A 23,871-nucleotide genomic window follows, 5' to 3' on the forward strand; every position below is an offset into this window, starting at 1 on the left:
AGTAAATGTAATTTCTAATAACACAATTGGCTGCTTCCGACAACCTGCCAAAATAAAGAGCCCTCAAATCCTGCGACTTGAAGGCTCTTTACTTTCAGCTGACTGTTCTATATAAAACCTAACTATTGAATCATCAACTTTGTGCTTATCACTTTCTTCTTCTTTCCGGCAACATCAACATGATAAATACCTGCCGGTATGGACGGATCAATAGTAAAAGTCTCATTCACTTTTGCAGACTTCCTCAATACCACCTTACCAGACATATCTGTAAGTGTTACTATCACATCTGTAACAGCCGGATCAGCCACACGGATAGCAAAGCTGTGTTGTGTAACCGGATTAGGATAAACAGCATTAGTGTATTTTGCTGCCACTGTGCTGGTTGCAAGTTCAGCTCTCGCACCTGCTTCAGTTCCGGCCGCCTCGAAATGTGACCATGCGTATGGGCCAACATAATGAACATAATAATTACCGTTCACCCTCGCCGGAAGACTGTTAGACCAGGTATTGGTGTAGTTAACCCCATTGATCTCCAGGAGACTCAGGTTCCATGAATTGATATAAGAAATATTGCCTGAAATAACGAAGCAATATTCTCCCGCACCATCCTGTTTGAACGGAAGTGTTACCGGAGAAGGGCTACTACAATTCCCCTGGTTGGCAGTTGGAGTAAAGTTTGCAGTTACGGTGATATTGGCATTTACCGTTACAACAGCAGGATTGATAGTATCCGAGATAGCTCCGCTCCAGTTATTGAACTTATATCCATTTGCCGGTGTAGCAGTAATGGTAACCTGAGATCCTTCAGGATAGGTACCTCCCGCAGGACTAAGAGCGACAGATCCTGAACCACTTACAGCGGTAGTGATGGTATATTGTTTAGGCACTACAACATTGGTAACAGTGACGCTGGAACTGGAAGTAAAACTTCCGTCAGCTGTAGTAGCGGTGATCGTTGCCTTACCTGCTGCCACTGCTGTTACAAGACCGCTATTACTTACAGTGGCAATTGCAGGAGCACTGGAAGTCCAGTTCACAGTTTTATTGGTGGCATTGGCAGGTGCTACTGTGGCAGTAAGCTGCCGGGTATTATTGATATCCAGAGAAGCAGCTGCAGGACTAACACTTACACCTGTAACAGGTACTACCACGGCAGGTGTTGGAGTACTGCCGTATACCAATACATTATCTATATACAAAGGAATGGTGGAAACTTCCTTAAGAGTGCCATCAAGGCCTTTTGATGACCAGTCGTTTGCAGGATTCCAGGCGGAAGCATTGGCCTCATAAGGCAGTCTAATGCGTATCTGCGATTCTTTTCTTGACTCACCTTGTCCACCTGGCCAGATCTTGATACTGGTGTTGAATGTTACTTCAGTGTAGTAGATATGCTGAATAGAATCCCATGGTTTTAACTGAGTAAAAGTAACGTCTGCATTGTTAGACGATACAACATAACTTGCCGGAGAATAGCCAGCTGTCAGTCCTTCTGAAATATCAATAAACAAGCGGAAGGTATGTTTTGAAGCAATACGTGCAGGCCAGGCAGTATGATTGTTAACCCACACCGACCATTCAGTATATGTATTTCCACTGCCATTCAGTCTTGCTTCGATCAGAAATTCTCCGGAAGGCGTTTCCGCAACGGGGAAATTTGCCAGCGGGGTACCTCCATAATCTTCTACAAGTTTTGACAGCAGGCCGGAAAAACCAGCATTATAATCGCAGGCCACTTCATTGTTTACATAGTTAGAGCGATCGTCTGTATAAGCATCGTCATTTCCCGGACCTCCTACCAATGCGCCATACAAGGTATGTCTTGTTGCAGTGGGAGGACCATTCAGGTTGTTGGACCAGCAACCATGAGCGGTGCGATGATGCGGATTAACAGGGGGATTAGTGCCGAAACCGCATACAAAGCTGCGGTTGCCGGGATTGCTTCCCAGCGCATAGTTCATTTGCCGCACTGCAAAATTATAATACTTCGTTCCCTTTGCTGTTGTTGTAGCAGCATCCTTGTAATAGGTTGCCAGGAAACCGGTATTGATAGCATATCTTAACGCGCCCCACACATCCAGGAATGCCAGGCCACCGGGAGTGTAAGTAATACGCTGTCCGTTGTAGCCATCTGTCCAGTAGTCAAGGTGACGTTCTATATCGTCTTTATACTGAGCTTTACCTGTGAGTTTTGCCAGCAGGGCATAACAACCGTATGACTTATCATCCCAGGCGAGTCCCCACTTAAAGGACTTAATAGTACTCTGAGGCTCTGAAGACAGGTTAGCATAATAACTCTCCGCCTTTGCCAGCCATGCCGCATCACCTGTAGCGCGGTATAGCCATATAGCGCCCCACACCAGTTCATCATTGTAGCCACTGAAGGACTGATAATAGCCGGCAGCATCGGTGATGGAGCTGGAATATTTACCACGATAATTGTCAGCGAAATTGTATAACTGTATGGCATGGCTAAGCAATGTGGCACTGTAAGTCGGATCGTCAGTTTTAAACACAATGCTGGCAGCAGCCATTGCAGCAGCAGTTTCGCCGGCAAGGTCTGAACCCGGATTCGTCTGATCGATCTTGTACGCCGGGCGGGACATTGCCATTACTTCTGCCGCTCCCCACCAGGCATGATCAGTACCACCGTTACCTACCTGCCCGTACAATTCATTGGGAGCAGTATGGCAGCGTATAAAATAATCATTTACAAACCGAAGATTGCTCTTCAGGTATTTCATTTGCCCGGTGGTATTATATCCTCCGGCAAAATCTATCGCCCCCCATGCCAGCATGGTTGCGGAGAAGGCCATAGGGAAATTGAATTTAACATGATCTCCTGCATCATACCAGCCGCCTGTTAAGTCATGGCCCACATCACCGCCATCAGTCATTGCTGAGTTGGCGCGCCAGGTTACACGGTTGTCTGCAGGAAGTTGGCCAGACCGCTGGCATTCATAGAAGAACATTGACTTTTGCAATGCTTCTGCGTAATTGTAATTCTGTGCATAGGTTAGTTTGAGGGACACCATTAGTAGAATGGCAGCAATCAGACTACATCTTTTTTTCATGGTCTTTTAATTTTGAAGGTACTTGTTGGATCAACTGAAAATAAAAATGTATAGTCTCCGCTACAGGTTGCAGCAGATCAGGAGAGGGAAACGGACTTTTAACAGATACTAGTGGGTATTACGCACCAATGACCACTCCATTGGAACTTATCTGATGCCGCGTAGGTATTGTCAGTTGATATCTTTTAATATTCGCTTGATATGGTTTTCAGAGAATTTATCGGTTAAACAGGTTTTAGGATTTATACCAACGAACAAAAAAGAAAGCAGCATCTTTTTGTCATTGGCAAGGTGAACAATATGATTCCACAAGTTTACGGGAATTATATGCGATAAACAAGCACTCATTTAAAAATATCCTAATTCAACTAAGAGTGGAAGGATATATACTGTATAATAGACACTTATATTCGAAGAAGAATATTAAGGCAGGTCCTGCCCTTTCAGGTAATAGATCAGACTTACGCTGTATGTCACTATGGATATTGATATATATTAACACAGGTTGAAAACTGCCTTGCATAAATCCTCCTATCGGCTACCAATGAATCCGGTAACTGCAGAGACTTTACAAAGGGCCCATCAGATGAAACCGGACGAGAATTACAATACTTTTTCGGTTAACTGGCATGTAAGTATAAGTTCAGGACGCGTCCGCGTCCTGAACTTGAAGTGTAGGGGAAATAGAACTTTCACAGACATTTTAAATGGCTACTATTCTCTTATAGTCCTGCCCTATTCTCCTCTTCATTCTTATTCACCTGTTTCGCCCGGTAAGTGGACTTTCCGAAACTATAGTTAAGCGTTAGGACTACCCGTTGCTGGCCATACCAATGAGACAGCTGGTTATTAATAATTTGTTTTTCCCTGAACACAATTGCGAAAGCAGTGCTGTTGAACATGTCATAATAATTGATACGCGTGTTCAGCTTTCCTTTCAGCCATGTGCGCTGCAGTCCAATATCAACATTCCATAAAGGCTTCGCAATATAGAGGCTGATACCGCTGCGTGAACGATAGGAATAGGACACATCAAATGTGAAGCTCTTAGGTAAGGTAAACACCTGGCTCCCCCTGATGGTGAAATCTGTTACTCCCACTGCATAGGTAACTCCATGATAGGGAATCTGTTCCTTTCTATAGTCGCTGCTGATATTGTGCTGCATACGCCACCATTTTGTAACTGTAAAGGGAACACTGACCGTTATGTTGGCAAAATCTTTATGAGGCATGTTTTTGCCAAGATATTCCAGCACGTTGGTAACTGTATCATACTCGGGGTAGCGGAGCATAGCATCTGTTTCCCTTCCGGCATTCAAAGCAAAAGTAAACGACCTGATAGTGTAAGTTAGCGCCAGTGTATTGCTTTTGGAAGGCAAGAGGTAAGGGTTGCCCACTACATAGTTCAGGGGGCTGTTGTAGAACCTGAATGGATTCAGCTGGCTAAAAGTGGGACGGGTAATACGGCGGGCAAAAGAGATGCCTATTTGCTGATCCTGATTAATGGTATAGGTGGCGCTTATACTAGGCAACCAGGTAAGGTAATTCCGTTTAGTTACCTCGTTTTGTGTGATTGAATTGGCTATACTCCGGGTATGTTCTGCGCGAAGGCCTGCAGCAAGATCAAATTTTCCCTGCTTCCTTTCATAGGACAGGTACCCTGCGGAAATATATTCATCATAACTAAAGTTGTTGGACCGTCCGCTATCCGGTGCAAAAACATGCTCGGTCGTCAATGTGTCGTAATGAATGTTATTCCGGGTAGAGGTATATACAAATTTACCACCCATACGGAAGGTACCTATCCCTGTTTCCCGCGAAAGATCGGCCTGCATCGTACGGATACGGATATCCTGCTGCAGGGCTGTTTTCCAGTAATCCAGCAGCGCTTTACTGATGACATCACTCGTTTGAATATCCTCTTGTTGCCGGGTATTGGCCTGTACAAATGACCCTAATAGCTGCAACTGTGTCTTCCCCCATTGACCGGAGTAATTCAGGTTAACAAGATAATTTCGCTGGGTGGGATCGTAGTGGTTCTCGCTTTTCGTATTGAAAACAAGGTGCTGAGCCGTAGCATCTGTTGTATAAAGGGTATTGTATGCATGGGCGTTCCGGTTTATCAGGAAGCCCCTCAACTGAAGCTCGATATGTTGGTTCTTTTTAAAATTATAATCTGCTCCCAACTGGTAACTGAAGTTATTATTACTGGTAGGCACATTGTTATTGGTAGCCATGATATCGGTATTAGCCAGATGCTGCAGTGCCTGGTACCGGTAAATAGTCGTCCCCCTTGTATAACCCAGGCGGGTCGTGTAGGTGAGTTTAGGGGTTTTATAGCTGAGCTGCAACTGATTGTCGCTGTAGGTATAAGCATTCCGCTGTAAACTGGTGTTTATATTCCCCTTCCAGCCCATGGTCATATCCTGTTTCAGTCGTATATCGATGATCGCTTTGTACTCTGCATCGTACTGGGAAGAAGGGTTATTTATCAGCGCTATAGACGCGATCATGTCGGATGAAAGACCGGCCAGGTAGTTTTGCAGTGCTTCGGGGCTCATCAGCACCGGCTTGCCGTCAATAAAAACTGCCGGCGTGATCCTGCCGTACAGTAACAAGGCGCCATCCCCTCCTACTTCCAGGCCGGGCACCTTTTTTAGTACATCAAAGCCATTAGCCGCTGTCCTGAACAGCCGGTTACCCGCTACCGTCATAACCAGCTTATCGGCCTGTTGCCGGACGGACGGAGGAGCGGCATTGACTTCTACCGCCTGTAGCTGCCGGGTGCCAATTGTTGAATCCTGCGCCCGGGCATACAGGTTAATCATCACAAGAAAACAGAAAAAAGAAAAGACTTTCGCCATCGACTATAGGTTTCCCCAAACGTAGTAAGGGATCCAACACCTATGGTCTGCCTTTGCAAATCAGGAGTCCGGATTTATAAATCCGGACCGGTAGAAAATCACAAAATTCAGATTTTCAACAAGTTATTAGTTAGTCGTTTTCATGGAGGATTCCTTAAAAAGTGCCGGAGTGGTATCCATTACCTTCTTAAAGGCAGCATAAAAAGTAGACTTGGAGTTGTACCCTACCTCGTACCCGATGGCCTCAAATGTAAGATGTTCCTTCGTGGTAATCAGCTTACAGGCTTCGTTGATGCGGTACTCATTAATATAAGTGGAGAAGCTTTTACCCAAATTGTCATTCAGCAATTGGGATAACTGGTGGGCGGGGATATTAATAGCACGAGCCAGATCACTGAGCTTCAGATTGGGATCTTTATACAGCGCCTTATCCATGATCACCTGTCCCAGTTTTTCGGCCCAGGCCTGAGCATCAATGTCAGCTATTTTCTTCTTTTCAGGTTTGGAGGATATTGCTTCCGGAGCCGTAAGCAGCTGGTCCAACCTGGCGCCCTTTACAAAAAAGAAAATGGTGAGATATAAGATGGAAGTGAACGTGATCCCGCCGCCAATATATATACCGTATACGTACCGCAACAAAGCCAGCAGGTACACCAGGTAAAGCAAACAGTTAGACCCGTATACCCACAGCCAGAACTGCTCTGTGGCATTTAAGCCGGAACGGTTCACCAAAAAGGTTTTTAATGTATTTCGGAGCAAAAAGCCGGTAGCTACTATGTAAGCGCCCCATACCGTGTAAATGAGCTGGGCAACAAAATGGTTCCATAAGTTGGGACAAGTCTGATAGGGGAAAACGGTGCCGCCTACCAACAGTAATCCCAGCAGAATCCCCCACTCCCTTTTCCAGTTGGCCGGTATAACAGTAATCCTTCCCATTGCGGCCCTGAAAAAATAATACAGAGATGGGCCGATCAGGAAACATGCAGAAAGCCCCACCTGCAGGTAGATCTTCGGTAGTTGGGGGTTGAAATAGATAAATACTGATTTGGCCACACGGATACTGATCGCCAGCAACAGAATACCCAAAAGAAGAAATGGAATGGATTTTCGCTTTTTATGCAGGATATAAAGTCCAAGTACCAGACCGTTAAAAGCTCCCAGGGCACTAAGGAAAAACAATATTTGCTGGCCGATATTCATGTGGATGGGTGTTAAAGGGCTCGGAGCAAATATATATAATTAAAAAGGACCTGGTCCTTCGCGAATACTTCAGTGGAGTATAGGCGGTACAAATGGAGGACAGCAAAAGCCCTTTTTAGATCAGATCCTGAAAGGGCTTTTAGCTATTTCAGACTGCTTTCTGCTATGACCTAAACGCCATTGGCGAAACGATTAGGCGTTATTGTTTATTTTTTTCCGCATTGCGAAAACCATTTTCCCAATTTGATAAATGATCCCTTGTTTCCTCATTTAGATTTGCGCCGCGTTTAGAATATTCCATTCATCAGCTAATCAGCCTATATGTATACTAAATTTAACCAACTGTTTGGATTGTTGTGCCTATTATGTACCATGCTTGCAGGCACACCAGCCTTTTCTATCAATGAACCCCTTTCTGCCATTAAAGGAACTGTAGTTACCGGTGATGGTCAACCTGCTGTTTTTGTAGCAGTACAAATCAAGGAAAAGAACAGAGGTACTCTGACTAACGAGAAAGGTGAATTCCTGTTTAAACGAATGCATGCCGGTCATTACACGCTGCAGGTAATGCTGATCGGCTACAAAGTCGTTACAAAAGAAGTAGATATTGCACAAGACGAGATCCTTAATGTTACTATCCAGCTGGAAGCTTCCAACCAGCAGTTACAGGAAGTGATCATCAACAGTGCCAGGAATAAATATAAAGTCGATGCTGTATCCGGTTCATTGCGTCTGAAAACGCCATTGCTGGAAATACCACAGAACATCCAGGTAATCTCCGCCAGCCTGCTGGCTGACCAGCAGACCTACGATATCGTGGATGGCATTACCCGCAACGTGAGCGGCGCCACCCGTGTAGGACATTGGGATAACCAGTATGCGCAGATCCGCATGAGAGGTTCCAAGATCCCTGCCTTCCGGAACGGTATGAACATTGAGGCCAGCTGGGGCCCTACCGCAGAAGATGCTGCCATGATAGAGCGTATTGAGTTTGTAAAAGGCCCTGCAGGTTTTATGCTGGCTAATGGCGAGCCCGGTGGTTTCTATAATGTCGTTACCAAGAAGCCAAGTGGTATGACCAAAGGAACAGCCAACATCAGCATGGGTAGCTTCAGCACCTACCGTGCCGCACTCGACTTTGATGGTAAGCTGAGTAAGGATGGTAAACTGTTGTACAGATTAAACGTTGCTGGTCAGCAGAAAGATTTTTATACCAAATACAATTACAGCAACCGTTATCTGTTCGCACCCGTGCTGAAATATGTTGTAGATGACAGAACCTCCATCACAGTGGAATACACCTTCCAGGGATCTAAATATCTCGGCAACGGTAACTATCAGTTCTCCAAAAAGAAGCTGCTGGATGAAGGCATCTCCAATGACTTCTTCTATGGTGATCCATCCCTGGAGCCGGGCCGTCTCAGAGACCATAGCGCCTATGTTTATTTGGATCATCAGCTGAATGACAAATGGCAGGCGCATGCACAGGTTGCTTATTTTAACTTCAGCATGGTGGCCAACAGCGTATGGGCAACCAGTGTGGCAGAGAATGGCAACATGGCGCGTTACTTCAGTGTTGGTGACGAAGCCGGCGAAAACAGGTTTGCACAGATGTCCCTCTCCGGAGAAGAATATACAGGCAGCATTCGTCACAGGATACTGGCTGGTGTAGATATGGGCAACAAGAAATTCTGGGGCGATTTCCGTACACTGAATCCATCCCTCAACCTGGGAGGCGGAAAAGTATTCAATGTGTACAATCCTGAATACGGCATTCCATTCGACTCCATTCCAACAATCGATCGTTCGAAAAGCGTAAGGACAAGAGCAGGACAAAGCAATTATATTTCGTCTGTAAACTATACTTCTGTATATGCACAAGATGAACTTGGATTTTTTGATAACAAACTGCGCTTGTCTCTGGCACTGAGATTCACACATGCAGAAACCACAGGTAAGACAAAAACAGCAGATATGAAGGACGATATTGTTACACCACGTGTAGGCATCAGCTACTCCATTGATAAAACAACTGCTGTCTATGCATTATATGATCAGTCTTTTGTACCGCAATCAGGGCTGGACTCAAACCTGGTACCATTCAAACCTGTTAAGGGCAATGACATAGAAGCCGGTATCAAGAAAGATTGGTTCAATGGCCGCTGGTCAGCAGCATTATCAGGCTACCGCATTACCCGTCAGAACTCCAAAGTAGCGCTGGGTATTAAAGACAGCCGTGGCGCTGATGTATCTATTGCATTGGGAGAAACAGTTACAAAAGGTATAGAAGTAGATGTCAATGGTGAAATTGTACCAGGCCTGAATGTGAACGTCAACTATGCTTATACTGATTCCAAAATAACGAAAGAGGCTCCAAATACTGAAGCCAGCAAAACAACTGTAGGTAACATCACACCAAACACTGCTGCACATGTTACCAATGGCTGGCTCTCTTACCGTATTGATCACGGAGCATTTACAGGCTTCGGAGCTTCCGCCGGTATTCAATGGCAGGCAGAACGTGCTGTAGGAACTACCAAGGTATCCAACATTCCAAACTACTTCCGTACAGATGCAGGCCTGAATTACTCCAGAGGAAAATATACTGTCTCTTTCCTGGTGAATAATCTGCTGGATGATCGTAAACTGCTTACTGCTGCATCCCTGCCAGCAAATGCATCTGGCTATTATAGTTACATCGTGGAAGCCCGTCGCAATTTCCGCATGACGATAGGTTACCGCTTCTAAAAAAGATAGTCACTTTATTCCCAAAAAAATAGTGACTTTATTTCTAAAAAGATAGTCACAAAAAAAAGCGCAATTGTTGCTCAGTCAGCAATTGCGCTTTTTCATAATACATACTTAATCAAGTACTCACCTCTTCATTTCATACAACATATATTACCACTCATCCCAGCTTTCACTACCCTATTTAAAGGAATTGTTATGCTATTGTAAAGTGCTTTGATCCATGGATTCCTTGTAGATACTTTTGCATTTCCATAGCTATGGTTCTTTGACATATCAGCATCTCTACTCCTCCAGCAATCCTTAACAATTAAACTACATGAAGAGAATGTATTTTTTACAATTAAGGTCATTCTGTAGCGTTGCAGGTAAGGCATTTCCTGCCTTATTGCTTGCAATGTTTCTGAGCTTTTCTGCTTTTGCTCAGACGAATGGCACTATTAAAGGTATAGTAACAGACGAGAACAATGTACCTCTTCCAGGAGTAACTGTTTCTGTAAAAGGAACTGCTACCGGAACTATTACAAATGCAAACGGGGCCTACACAATTGTCACTAAAGGACCGCAAGATGTGATTCTCTTTACATTAATGGGATCGCTTCCAAAAGAAATCACTGCCGGAGACAAAAAGGTGATCAATGTAACATTAGTAACGGATACAAAACAATTGAAAGATGTAGTAGTGATAGGTTATGGTACCGCAAGTAAAAAAGATGTAACAGGCTCAATTACGACTATCAAATCAGAAGAATTTAATCAGGGCGTATTAACCACGCCTGCGGAATTATTACAAGGTAAAGTAGCGGGTTTGAACGTGACCAAAAGCGGCGACCCTAACGCAGCTCCGGCTGTAGTATTGAGGGGACCTTCCACTATCCGTACTACCGGTGGTGCAATGGAACCATTCTATGTAATAGATGGTGTACCAGGTGCGTCTATTGATCTGCTCGCGCCGGCTGACATTGAAAGCATCGATGTATTGAAAGATGCTGCCGCTACAGCTATTTATGGCGCCCGTGCAGCCAATGGTGTAATCATCGTTACTACCAAAAAGGCGAAAACAGGCCAGACGAGACTTTCCTACAACGCGTATGGCGCAATGGAACAAGTGTCCAAACAACTGGACATGCTGACTGGTGATGAGCTGCGTGCATATCTTAAAAAGAATGGTCAAACCTTAATTCCGGTACTGAATGATGACGGTTCAAACACGAACTGGCAGAAGCTAGTGGAAAGAAAAGGTTATTCACATAATCATAACGTTTCCTTCGGTGGTTCCAATGCTACTACAGATTATGGTGGCAGCTTTAACTACCTGAAGAATGATGGTATTCTGAGGAACACATCCCTGGAACGTACCACTGTAAGAGGCTATGTTACGCAGCGCTTCTTTGACAATCGGTTGCGATTAGGCCTGACTGTTACCAACGCCCACACTAAGAGCAATGATATTGTTCAGTCACAGGTATTGTCCAACATGCTATTCTACCTGCCAACTGTAAGTCCTTTCAATCCTGATGGTACTTATAAGGAATATTATGCGAGGACAGGTAGTGGTACATTGAATCCGCTGTCACTGATCAACAACAACTTCATCAAAACCGATGATAGCAAAACGTTGATCACTGGTCTGGTGCAGGCAGATATATTCAAAGGGCTGAAATATACTTTGTCATTGTCTTCCCAGAGAAACCAGAATAATTACAACAGTTACTACAACCATGCTTCAGGCCTGGCTGTAAACCTGAATGGTGTGGCTACGAGGAAGGCTTATCAGAATACAAGTACAGTAGTAGAATCTTATTTCAACTACGACAAAACTTTTGGTGCCAATTCAGTCAAATTGCTGGCTGGTTATACTTATCAGCAGGACCGTACCAATGATGGTTTCGGTATCACCACCCAGAATTTCTCCAACGATGCTTTGACTTATAACAACATATTCCTGTCAAATCCGGCAAATACGTCACAAATAAGTTTCGACAATAATCCGATCTCTACACTCAGACTGATCTCTTACTACGGTCGTGTGCAATATTCATATGCAGACAAATACCTGTTCATGGCCTCTTTGAGGAATGACGGTTCATCCGCCTTCGGTGTCAACAACCGTTGGGGATATTTCCCGGCAGTTTCTGCCGGTTGGAATATCAGCAGTGAGAAATTCATGAAGAATATTGACCTGATCACCGTGCTGAAACTGAGAGCAGGTTATGGTGTATCCGGTAACAGCGCGGGCTTCAATGCTTTCTCCTCCCTGTTGATCTATGGTACGCCTGCAGGTAACTCTAAGTTCCTGTATAATGGAAACATCACCAACGCTATCGGTCCTGTACGTAACGATAACCCAGACCTGAAATGGGAAGCTACGGCTACTACCAACATTGGTCTGGATTTCGGTATTCTGAAAGACAGGATCAGCGGTTCGATTGATTACTATATCAAGAAAACTTCTGACCTGATCTACGATCAGTATCCCGTATCTACCACACAGTATTTCGTACCAACATATACTGCCAACGTAGGTAGTATTAAGAACAGCGGTATTGAACTGGCCCTGAGCGCAACAATTGTGAAGTCTCATGGTTTCACCTGGAGAACGAACCTCAACCTGGCGCACAACAAGAACGAGATTACTAATCTGTCCAACGAGAAATTTGCCATCAACTATATCCAGACAGCACAGCTGGGTGGTAAAGGACAATCAGGTAACTATAGCCAGATCATCCAGCCTGGTTATGCTTTAGGTACTTTCAACCTATGGCATTACATGGGTAAGAACGATAACGGCGTAAGTACTTACCAGAAAGCTGATGGTACCATTACTGCTACACAGCCACTCACCACAGATGCAAAGCTGGCGGGTAATGCACAGCCCAAGCTGATGTACGGCTGGAGCAACAATTTCTACTATAAGAGCTTCGATCTGAGCTTCCTGGTACGTGGTGTGTTAGGCAATAAGATCCTGAATGCGACACTTGCAGGTCTGAACAACCCTGTTGATTCAAAACTGCAGAACATCCCGCATTTCACTACGAATGAATCCTACAACGATATCAACGCCTACCTGATCTCTGACCGTTTCTTGGAAAGCGGCTCTTATCTCCGTATGGATAACCTGACACTGGGTTATACTTTCAAGCCGCATACACAGGCCGTAAAGAGCATCCGTTTCTATGCTACCGGCAATAACCTTTTTGTGATCACCAAGTATCGTGGTATAGATCCTGAGATCAATATCGGTGGTGTTACACCTGGTATTGACAATAACAACTTCTATCCTAAAACACGTACTTATATCGTTGGTCTGAGTGCTTCATTTTAATTAAAGCAATGAGTGTTCCATAAGGAACAACAAAAAAATATTAACGGATGAAAAAGAGAAATATATTCATCACTGCGCTTGCAGCACTTGTTACGATAAGTGCCTGCAGGAAATTAGATGTGAATGTTGAATCACAATATGTAAACGGCAACTTCCCTTCCACCTCTCAGGACTATGCTGCTTTACTTGGCACAATGTATACAAACCTCGCTTCTAACTATGCAATTGCCTACTGGCGTATGCAGGAGCTGTCGACAGATGAGGCGATCATTCCTGCCCGTGACGGGAACTTCGATGATGGTGGTCAGTACAGGCAATTACACTATCATACCTGGACATTTGATCATCCCAATGTGACCGGTATCTGGCAATGGGGTTTCGGAGGTATCAACAACTGTAACCGTCTGATCAATCTGACTAAAGCTTCCAGCGTAGATACAACCACTAAAGCAGCCAACATTGCAGAAGTTAGAGCTGTACGTGCGTTGTACTATTTCTTCATGATGGATACCTATGGTAATATACCGCTGATCACTGATTTCCCGGTAGCTACTTTGCCAGCCACACAGGAAAGAGCCAAGATCTTCGCATTCATCGAGTCTGAGCTGAAAGCTATTGCACAGCAGCTGCCATCAAAATCAAATAATGGTGCCACCAATGTATTGCAGTACGGCCGCCCTACAAAAGCAATGGCATTCGCCCTGTTGGCTAAGATGTACCTGAATGCATCTGTTTATTTAGGTCCGGGTACTGACCGTAACCAGGATGTCGTTGCGATGGCAGATAGCATACAGAACAATACAAACTATTTCCTGGACGGCAGGTTCCGCGACATCTTCTTACCTAATAACGGTCCGCAGACCAATGAGACTATCTTCGCAATTCCTTATGATCAGCAGATACCCGGTAATCAGTTCACCCGTTTTGGTTTCTACTATTACCTGGCACAGGCATACGGCTTTAACGTTGGTCTGAGTATTGCGATGAGCACCACTCCCGAGTTCTACAACCGTTTTAACCTGAAAGGCGATGTAAGGAACAATACCTGGCTGGCAGGTCCTCAATACTATCCTGATGGTAACGGCGGATTCACTAACCAGCCTGTATATTATCCGAACAGTACTACCCAGATCGTGATCACACCAGACCTTATACTGGTACCACCCAAACCAATGGACCTTGGCAATACGCAGGCCAGCCAGGCATCGGGTGTACGATCTATCAAGTACTATCCTGATCCTGCCATTATCCAGGCTACCCGTCTGAATGGTAATGACGTACCGGTATTTCGTCTGGCAGACGTTTACCTGATGAAAGCAGAGGCTATTCTGCGTGGTGCGACAGCAACTACGGTCAACGGTGCATTGCAAACACCTGATTATTTGGTTAACTTGCTGCGCTCCCGTGCTGGCGCTCCGCCAGTTGCCGGTATTGACTTACCGGGATTACTGGATGAACGTGCCCGTGAACTGTCCTGGGAAGGATGGCGCCGTAATGACCTGATCCGCTTTGACCTGTTTGAAAAAGAATATCCTTTGCCAAACGATAACCTGAGCATGAATAAGGATACCAGAAGAAGGCTCTATCCTATTCCTATCACAGAGATCAGGCTGAATGGTAATCTGAGACAGAATCCAGGTTACGAGCAGTAACCAACGGGATTGCGGCACTACATTATAAGAGATACATCATAAAACCCGGCAGCCGGCGCTTTCACATGCCGGCTGTTTTTTAAAACAATATATCATGAAGGCACTTTCAGGATTGGTATTAACAGCAGCTCTGAGCCTGCTGCATAACGAAGTACCAGATAGCGTGAAGATGAACAGGATCCAGGTTATCGGTTCACACAACAGTTACAAGAAAGCCATTGATCCCGCATTGTTCAAAATGTTCCAGCATAGGGATTCAGTATCCGCCAGTAAAATTGATTACGAGCACATTTCCATTGCAGAGCAGCTGGATATGGGTTTATTGAACCTGGAGGTCGATGTCTATGCAGATGCGAAGGGCGGCAAATATGCGCATCCTAAAGGACTGGATTGGGCAAAGGGACAGGCGCCCTATGATGAGAAAGGTGTCATGAATGAACCAGGGTTTAAAGTACTACATATTCCTGACCTGGATTTTCGTAATAACTACCTCACGCTGAAGAACCTTTTAGCTGAGTTAAGGACATGGTCAGAGAAGCATCCGCACCACTACCCTATCTTTATTACACTGGAGCCGAAAGATGGTGCTTCAAAAAGTAAGGAAATCACTGAGCCAGAGCCATTCACCACCGAAGTTTTCGATCAGCTGGATCAGGCATTGATAGATGGATTGGGTAAAGAGCATCTTATCACTCCTGATATGGTAAGAGGAAAATATAAGACACTGGAAGAAGCAGTACTGCACGACAACTGGCCAACCGTAAAAGCAGCAGAAGGTAAATTTGCCTTTATTCTTGATGCCAAAGATGCTAAGAGAGATCTTTACATTGCTGGTCATCCTGGGCTGAAAGGTCGTGTTGTATTCTCCAATTCCGATCCAGGTACGCCAGAAGCAGCCATGATGATCAGGAACAATCCTACTGATCCGGCGATAAAGGACCTGGTAGCGAAAGGTTATATCATCCGTACAAGGGCTGATTCAGATACCAAAGAAGCACGCCTGAACGATAAGTCCAGCTTTATTGCTGCATGCAATTCAGGAGCGCAGATCATTACAACTGATTATTACCAGAAGAGCACTCATTTCAAATCTGATTATGAGATCAGCTTTGAAGGGAAAAAACATTGCAGATTGAATCCTTTATTTAATAACACAGCAACAGTAAGTAACAAGTAGTTAAGTTCCCGTTATTGTTTTCAGAGAGCGTCTTGTGAAACGGTGATATGTTTTGCAAGGCGCTTTTTTATACTCATAATATTCCTTACATCTGTTCATTAAGGTCGTAAATCGCCTCTTCTTTGTCTTTTTCACCCCTCATCCTTGTAACCATACCACCGTAAGTTTGTATCGTTAACAACAACAAATAATCAAATAAAAACTCTCTGATATGACAACAACAACTAAAACCGCAATTACCGTAGAAACCACCGTTCAGGCGCCAGTAGCAAAAGTATGGGAATACTGGAACCAGCCAGAACATATTAAGCAATGGGCATTTGCTTCAGATGACTGGCATGTACCAGCTTCTGAAAACGACCTGCGGACAGGCGGCAAATTCAGCACTACTATGGCGGCAAAAGATGGTAGTTTCAGTTTTGATTTTGGAGGCGTGTATACACAGGTAAAAGAGCATAAGCTGATCGAGTATACCCTGGGTGATGAAAGAAAGGTGAGCATCCTTTTCAGCAGCATAGGCGATGCGACCAAAATAGTAGAAACTTTCGAAGCGGAAGATACTCATTCCATTGAAATGCAGCAGAGCGGCTGGCAGGCTATCCTGGATAACTTTAAAAAGTATACAGAAGCTAATTAATAGAGAGCCTCCATGCAGTATCAGCTATTGCAGATACCGCGTGCGGCACAAAAAGGGAGTTGCCTCAAACCAAATTGAGACAACTCCTTTTTCTTTACTATTCGAATTGACTGACCTCTGATTATTTGAAAAAGCCGGCAGCGGTGGTGGTATTTTCCACCCAGCAGCCTGAATTTGCTTTCAGCACATACTCACTCAGACCGACCCTATTCGTTCCCGGTGCCCAGTCGTAGGTGTACCCTAGCCTTGTCCACGGATAATAGTAATCTGTGGCAGCATTCAGGGGACGGTAGTAGGAGTAAATGATATTGTTATTAAACCAGGCCCGGTAATCAGCTGAAACCGTGCTTATCAACGTTGAGCCTGTTGTGGTAGTTGTAATGGCTGGATCTCCTGCCGGACGAAACAGCTTTTCAGCATGAACCCATACCTGAGTAATATGTGTATTACTCTTGCTATTTACGGGAGGAAGCCCCAACAGCTGGCTGATACGCTGGATTGTATCTGAAGTTGGGGTAAAGACCGGCCCCAGTTTTCGAAGCATTTGAGTCGGGATAAAAAACCAGCTATCACCCCAGGTAGTGGTGATGGAATCTCCCACTGGATAACTTTCCGGATACCGCATGAAGGTAGCCATCAATACGTAGTTTTGTCCGTTGATGGTTTTCCACTGCAGATTGGGATTACTTGCGGCAATAGGCCAGAGGCTGTCTATTGCTTCCGAACCATTATCAACCATAGCATCTTTAATGGATTGATTGTATAACGCATTCAAATCCGGAGTAGGCGTTATGTTATCATCATCTTTCGAGCAACTCACTACTGTGAAGCCAAGCAGAACAATAACAAGGGCAAATAAACTGTTGTGGAAACGGGGAAAGGCGTTTTTCATTGGATTTCTTGTGTGGTCATTGAGAATGAGATAAAATTAATGGCTATTTGCATTCCTTCTCTGATCATTCCTGATCATTATTAACCCATCTGTTCATTTTGTTCATTTCCCCTACTCCTGCCAGCTACATTATTCCCACGGACTAACAATCAGCGCTACCCGACTTGACTCAATGTGCACGTCTTCTACGAGCTGTATGCCAGATCCGGTGTTGCGGGTATTTTCTGTGAGAAGTAACGTTATTGAAGATAAGGGCTACCAGCAGCAGGATCAGCACACCGGACAGAACGGGGCTTAATACATACATGTATCCCATAGCTTTGATCTTTTCTGACCCGATATTGGCAATCAGGGCTGTAGCACCACCAGGAGGATGTAACGTTTTTGTGATCTGCATCAGCACAATAGACAGGGATACGGAGAGTGCTGCGGCCAGCCACAATTCACCCGGTACCAGTTTATGAATGGTAACACCTACCAGCGCGCAGATCAGGTGTCCTCCCAGCAGATTCCTGGGTTGGGCAAGTGGACTATTTATAATGCCATAAATGAGTACGGAGGATGCTCCGAAGGAGCCGATAAGGAATAAATTATCTGTGGGGGATAAAAAGTTACTTTGCAGGAGGCCGATCAGCCCAATACCGGTAAATGCGCCCAGGAAAGTCCAGAAATGTTCCCTGAAGTCAAGCAATGTTTCCTTGTACAAGACATACCTCACCCTGCGGAGATGCCGCTTTGTCTTTTTTCCCATGATTTCCCTTTATTCCCTTTAGGCCGCAAAATTAAGGCAACGAAATGGCATCACCAATGCCTGACATAGGTCTTGTATACGACGTTGCCATGCCGTTGAGGTGGATCTGAAGTGGACTTGAGGTGGACTTGACACCCACAACTAATTCATTATCATACGGTTAAAAACCTCCAAAACACCTCAGTGAGGTGATAGCACAGTAAGCACAACAAATTGATTTACAATATTTTATTACAATACCCCTTTCAACCGCAGGTGTTGCAACAGCATAATTGTTTTGGCATCCCTGATCTCTCCCTCATCTATCATAGCAAGCGCCTTTTCAAAGGAAATCTCCAGTACTTCAATCTCCTCCTGCTCATGTTCTACACCGCCGCCTTCATGCACTTTCATACTGGCGGCATACTCGGCTATAAAGAAATAAAGGATCTCGGTAACTGAGCCCGGCGACATATAAGCCTCGAATATCTTACGGACATGAGATACCTTGTACCCAGTCTCCTCTTCTACCTCCCTGCGGATGCAGTCCTCAGGACTATCCTTATCCAGCAGGCCCGCGCAGGCTTCGATCAGCATCCCTGAGGGATTACCGTTTACAAAAGAAGGCAGGCGGAACTGGCGGGTCAGGATAACAGACCTTTGTTCTATATTATACAAGAGGATAACAGCCCCATTTCCGCGGTCGTAGGCCTCACGGCTCTGGGTCTGCCAGCTGCCATTCTTCAGCTTAAAATCGTAGGTGAATTTGCGGAGTATATACCAATTGTCTGACAGGATCTCTTCCTTCTGAATTTTTATTTCGGGCAACATAACTGATCATTGATGACGGTTAGCCCCAAATATACCTCAAAAGATCTTACATACTGCTGCCATATACCGGTTTAATACCGGCTGCTTTGATCTTTTCCAGCACTTTCTCCCCTACCTTACGTCCCTGCGCAACGCCATTGTCAATAGCATCGCGGTAGTGAATACCGCCGTATAAACGGGAAATGGCAGCTTCCTGTGATGCGGCCAGGAAGGAGGTGAATTTACGTGCAGGGATCTCAAACATTTCCTCAGAGTTATCCTCATAGGCAAAATTATCTCCCAGCATATAGGTCAGCACAGTAGCCGCAGCAGAAGATACCACACTATGCCCGCTAGTATATTCAGGGAATGGAGGTGTCTGTAATAATGGCTTCCATTTCACATCCATATAACGGTTGATATATGTTTCCGGACGGATGCGGTTACTCAGATATTTTGCATCCCAGCAACTGATAAATGCATCCATCATGGTAACAGCAGCTAGGGAATGCAGCAGGACGGTTTTATCAAAATCCAGCTGTGCCTTGCGGGCTGCAATCCCGGCAACGTTCATCCAGTGACCGCCCGGTGTGATCTTCTTGAAGCCAATGGCCATATGTCCGTAAGTGCTTACGGCAAACGGATTACAATCCCAGAATGAAGCAATAACCCGCTGTTCCATATTGAGATTAACACCGGCATCAAACACTTCCCTGTTCAGCGCATAAAAAACGCTTGCAGTGTCCTTGCTGAAAGGCACCGGAGCTGCCGGCACAAACTGGTTGCAGGAATCTATGATCATTGGCCGGATGGTATTCCAATGCGGCTCTACAGCCTCAATATAAGCTGGTGGGGTAGGATACCAGTATCCCTCTCCCTTCACCGGTGTATAACGTACAAGTGTACTGAGCTTTCCATAACCATCCGGACGTGACCACTGCACGGTTTGTTTGGCAATATCCTCCGCAACGGCAACAGAATTCCGGACAATGCTATCCGGCACCTTATCTTTCTTAAATAACAACAGCAGCTTTTCCTCATCCTTCTGCAGCATAAATCCTGAAGGCAGCATCAATTTGCCTGTTTCCAGTATGCTGTAGACTGCGGCAATGCGATAGTCGTACATATGTCCGCCGTCATGAACAGCAATACCAGGATATGATCTGATAAAGGTAGCCGCATCAGGGATCTGCTTACTATGTGCGGCTACAATGCTATAAGCAGACATCATGGCGTAGCTGTAGAACCGGCACGCGGCAGGAGGATTCACCACATCATGCATCATGACCATCGACAGTGAAAATACCGCTGGCTGTATATAGTCTGTGAAACTTGTTTTATGTTGTTGTGTATATCCAAACTGACATACAAATAGCAGGAGGATCGTCAATCGTTTCATACGTTAGTTTACTTTAAACAGGGTGATCCCTTTATTATTTACACCTATCATGACATATGGTTTGTCACCAATGTTCATGACAGCAGCTGATTTCACATCTCCTTTCACACAAAGGCCCGAAGCAGGCTGTGAGACATAGCTGAAATTCCCTTTACCATCGCCTTTTAACAGGCAGCCGTAACCGGCATCAAAGCTGCCCAGTTTAAGACGGTTGTCACATTGGTTACCCAGCAGCAACAGATCCAGCTTTCCATCCTTGTCATAATCCGCAGGAAGGATCTTTGACACGACTGAGAACTGCGCTTCTACAGGCAGCACCGTTGGTACATACTTTCCATTACGATACAAAAAGCAGCATGTTTTTGTTTCAACAGCGGTTAATTTTCCGGCCTGACTCAACTCCTCTGCTGAAAAAATATCCTTCATTGTTGCGTTGGAATAATTGCGGTAGGAGGAGAACTTACGGCGCATGGGATAGATCTGCTCATTGAGCTCATCACGGCTTACAAAGGGATAACTTACACCTTCGATATAGAAGTTCAGGAAGGGATCAATAGAACCATTTTTGTCAAAGTCTGCAAAGTAAAGTTCTGCTGGTTGTTTTGCAGACGTATGTATCTGGGTATTCTGTCCCAGGTTACCTGCAATAATATCATCATGACCATCTCCATCTACATCAGCCATTGTTAAACCAAACCAGAAACCTGTTTCCGGCTGATCAAAATATTGCGCTGTCACATCTTTAAAACCATCCTGCTTATTGGCAAAAACCATCACGGGCATAAACTCACCGCAAATCACCAGGTCTTTTCTGCCATCCTTATCTATATCTGTCCACCGGGCATCGGTAACCATACCTGTTGATGCGAACGGAACCGTTGCAAGGCTGAATTGTCCTTTGCCATCATTGATCAGCAGGTAAGATACCGGTGGCGTCGGATATTTGCCCGGAATAACACGTCCTCCCACAAATACGTCAATATCTCCGTCATTATCAAAGTCGCAGGGACGTACACAGGATTTGCTACTGGCGCTTACATTGGGTAAAGCCCCCTTTAAAAGGGAGAAATTCCCTTTCCCGTTGTTGAGATACAGTTCGTCCTGTAAAGCGGGCGTATTGGGTTCAAAAAGGCCATATCCACCCTTCGCCACATAGAGATCAGGTGCGCCGTCGCCATTGGCATCAAAGAAAGCTGCGGCCGCCACCTGTGAGGGCATATCACTGCCGGGGATCACCTTTGTCCCCATTACAAACCCTCCGCCCGGTTTCTGGAAGTAGATCCTTGCCGGCTGTTCACTATCACCTCCTATAAACAGGTCTTCCAGTCCATCTTTGTTCACATCAGCCTTTTCAAACACAGGACCTGTTCTGGAATACATGAACATCATCAGCAGCTGCCGCTTGAAATCATTTCCGGAAAGGTCGGTATGCTTGTAGGTAAAGAGGCTGTCAGCATTGCTGAACCAGGTGGCAGCAGACGGTTGTGGTGCATTGGCCGCCGGTATTCCATCAGGTGCGTAGGATACGGCCAGCAGTTGATTGGCGGCAACGTCTTTCAGGTGTTGTGCTTTATTGTCAGGCCAGATGATACAAACAGAGTCTGCCCGCGTATCATCACCCAGGCCGAATAACAACTGGGTGGATACGGCGGACAGATAACCCCTGTTTGGATTGACCTCCAGATATTGTCTCAAACCTTTGCTATAGACGTACACCTTCGCGCCCACAGCGCAGGTATTTTTATCGTTTCCTTTTAATTTAACAGCCAGATATGACCGCTTGTTTTGTTCACGGCTCATATTCTGGTATATCGCGGCCGTTTCATTGATCTTATTCACCACCAGGTCAAGGTCACCATCATTGTCAAGATCAGCATACACAGCACCGCTGGAAATACCACCGGCATCCAATCCCCATTCGTTCCGCATGTTGGTGAACGTAAGGTCCTTATTATTCCTGAAGATGTAGTTCTGCAACGATGTTGAGGGCATGGCAGCGACGAGGTCCATCAGCAGTACGGGCTCACGGTCAATCGCCTTTTTAACCTTATAGTCTCCCCAGTACCGCAGGAAATCTTTATTGGTATAATCCCGCAGGTAACCATTGGTAACAAAAATGTCTTTATAACCGTCATTGTCCAGGTCAGCGATGAGCGGGCACCAGCTCCAGTCTGTATTGGATACGCCGGCCAGCTGTCCTATCTCACTGAAAGTGCCATCCCCATTATTCAGCTGTAGCATGTTGCGCATGTACTGCTTGTAGAGATCCTGTGAGCGCATCAGTTCAAAGGATTCATAGTTTTCCTGTAACTGCAGCAACTTCTGACGTTGATTGTCTTCCGGCAGCATGTCTAAGGTCATAACATCCGGCAGTCCGTCATTATTAAAGTCTGCAATGTCAACTCCCATGGAAAACTGAGAGAGGTGACCAAAACAATTGGTGGCATCTTCTGCAAAGGTGCCGTCATGTTTATTTATATAGAGATAATCACGTTCATTGTAATCGTTGGTGACATAAATATCCTGCCAGCCATCTTTGTTGATATCCGCTATTGCGACCCCCAGGCCGAAGGTCAGCGGATTCTGGATAATACCTGCCTGTTTTGATATTTCGGTAAAATGATTCCCGTCATTCCTGTACAGTTTATTACCTGCCAGCGGATCTGTTTCGTTGCGGAACCGGGTAAACTCCATGTTATCAATCTTGATAACATTGTGATTCAGCAGGAACATATCGAGGTCGCCGTCATTATCCATATCAAAGAAAACAGCAGTCGTACTATACCCGGGATCGTCCAGGCCATATTCTTTTGCTTTCTCTACAAACTTTGCATTCCCCTGGTTGATAAATAACTGGTTTCTGCGCAGTTCATCACTTTTTTTACCGGAGTAACATACATAAATATCGAGCAGACCATCTCCATTCACATCGGCCATGGTAACGCCGGTCTTCCAGCCATCGGGCCTCCCTTCCAGGCCTTTTCCCGCTTCTTTTGTGATATCGGCAAACCGCATGTTGCCTTTATTGAGATAAAGTTTATTGGGAGTCATATTTGCGGTAAAGAACAGGTCCTGCAGACCATCATTGTCAATATCCCCTACGGCCACACCGCCACCATTATAGAAATATTCGTAGGCCAGTACATTCAGTTTTTCAGTTTCGTTCAATGCATTACTGAATTTAATGCCGGTCGTTTTAGGCGCCAACAGCTGGAATAATGGCTGCTGGGCTACTGTACGGGAAGCTGCAATAGTTAACAACAGGAAAAAAGCAGGGATGCTAAATTTTTTCATCAGGTATTGATTGCATTGGTGTCCTGCTGTGGAATAGCTGATCATCGAATACTTTTTTACAGAGGGACT

General features: G+C 45.1%; 13 protein-coding genes. 5 read left to right on the top strand and 8 right to left on the bottom strand.

Translation table 11 applies throughout. The annotated features are described in order from the left end of the window. Positions 1–122: 122 nt before the first annotated feature. From F3I09_RS01380 to F3I09_RS01390, 3 genes are all read right to left on the bottom strand, one after another. On the bottom strand, positions 123–3,074 hold the full coding sequence (locus F3I09_RS01380) for a glycoside hydrolase family 9 protein (RefSeq protein ID WP_149693247.1): 2,952 nt from the start codon (positions 3,072–3,074) through the stop codon (positions 123–125). Between the two features lie 722 nt (positions 3,075–3,796). Next, a complete protein-coding gene (locus F3I09_RS01385; protein ID WP_149693248.1) occupies positions 3,797–5,938 on the bottom strand; it encodes an outer membrane beta-barrel family protein in 2,142 nt (713 codons plus the stop codon). 126 nt (positions 5,939–6,064) lie between these two features. Beyond that, entirely contained in the window at positions 6,065–7,138 is a 1,074-nt protein-coding gene (locus F3I09_RS01390) for an AraC family transcriptional regulator (RefSeq protein ID WP_149693249.1), read from the bottom strand. A 321-nt stretch (positions 7,139–7,459) separates the two neighbouring features. Here F3I09_RS01390 and F3I09_RS01395 point away from each other — a divergent pair, with 321 nt between their 5' ends. From F3I09_RS01395 to F3I09_RS01415, 5 genes are all read left to right on the top strand, one after another. Then, positions 7,460–9,886 (top strand): TonB-dependent receptor, encoded by a 2,427-nt coding sequence (locus tag F3I09_RS01395; RefSeq protein ID WP_149693250.1) that lies wholly within the window; start codon positions 7,460–7,462, stop codon positions 9,884–9,886. A gap of 319 nt (positions 9,887–10,205) precedes the next feature. Continuing rightward, positions 10,206–13,211, top strand: a complete 3,006-nt coding sequence (locus F3I09_RS01400; protein ID WP_149693251.1) for a SusC/RagA family TonB-linked outer membrane protein — start codon at positions 10,206–10,208, stop codon at positions 13,209–13,211. 47 nt (positions 13,212–13,258) lie between these two features. Beyond that, positions 13,259–14,863, top strand: coding sequence for a RagB/SusD family nutrient uptake outer membrane protein (locus F3I09_RS01405; RefSeq protein WP_149693252.1), 1,605 nt, complete (start codon positions 13,259–13,261; stop codon positions 14,861–14,863). A 94-nt stretch (positions 14,864–14,957) separates the two neighbouring features. Then, on the top strand, positions 14,958–16,040 hold the full coding sequence (locus F3I09_RS01410) for a phosphatidylinositol-specific phospholipase C1-like protein (RefSeq protein ID WP_149693253.1): 1,083 nt from the start codon (positions 14,958–14,960) through the stop codon (positions 16,038–16,040). A gap of 211 nt (positions 16,041–16,251) precedes the next feature. Next, the gene (locus tag F3I09_RS01415) at positions 16,252–16,677 is read left to right on the top strand and encodes an SRPBCC family protein (RefSeq protein ID WP_149693254.1); all 426 of its coding nucleotides are present in this window, start codon (positions 16,252–16,254) and stop codon (positions 16,675–16,677) included. A gap of 121 nt (positions 16,678–16,798) precedes the next feature. Here F3I09_RS01415 and F3I09_RS01420 read toward each other — a convergent pair whose 3' ends face one another. From F3I09_RS01420 to F3I09_RS01440, 5 genes are all read right to left on the bottom strand, one after another. Further along, positions 16,799–17,569: a hypothetical protein gene (locus F3I09_RS01420; RefSeq protein WP_149693255.1), complete on the bottom strand. Its 771-nt coding sequence runs from the start codon at positions 17,567–17,569 to the stop codon at positions 16,799–16,801. A 169-nt stretch (positions 17,570–17,738) separates the two neighbouring features. Next, positions 17,739–18,320 carry an HPP family protein gene (locus F3I09_RS01425; RefSeq protein WP_149693256.1) on the bottom strand — a complete coding sequence of 194 codons (582 nt, stop codon included), beginning with the start codon at positions 18,318–18,320 and terminating at the stop codon, positions 17,739–17,741. A gap of 231 nt (positions 18,321–18,551) precedes the next feature. Then, positions 18,552–19,130, bottom strand: coding sequence for a GDP-mannose pyrophosphatase NudK (nudK, locus tag F3I09_RS01430; protein ID WP_149693257.1), 579 nt, complete (start codon positions 19,128–19,130; stop codon positions 18,552–18,554). Positions 19,131–19,176: 46 nt separating this feature from the next. Then, positions 19,177–20,508 (bottom strand): vanadium-dependent haloperoxidase, encoded by a 1,332-nt coding sequence (locus tag F3I09_RS01435; protein WP_149693258.1) that lies wholly within the window; start codon positions 20,506–20,508, stop codon positions 19,177–19,179. A gap of 3 nt (positions 20,509–20,511) precedes the next feature. Beyond that, positions 20,512–23,802, bottom strand: coding sequence for a VCBS repeat-containing protein (locus F3I09_RS01440; RefSeq protein ID WP_223233102.1), 3,291 nt, complete (start codon positions 23,800–23,802; stop codon positions 20,512–20,514). Between the last annotated feature and the right edge of the window lie 69 nt (positions 23,803–23,871).

This window comes from Chitinophaga sp. CF418 (genome assembly GCF_900142925.1).
Classification (GTDB): Bacteria; Bacteroidota; Bacteroidia; order Chitinophagales; family Chitinophagaceae; genus Chitinophaga.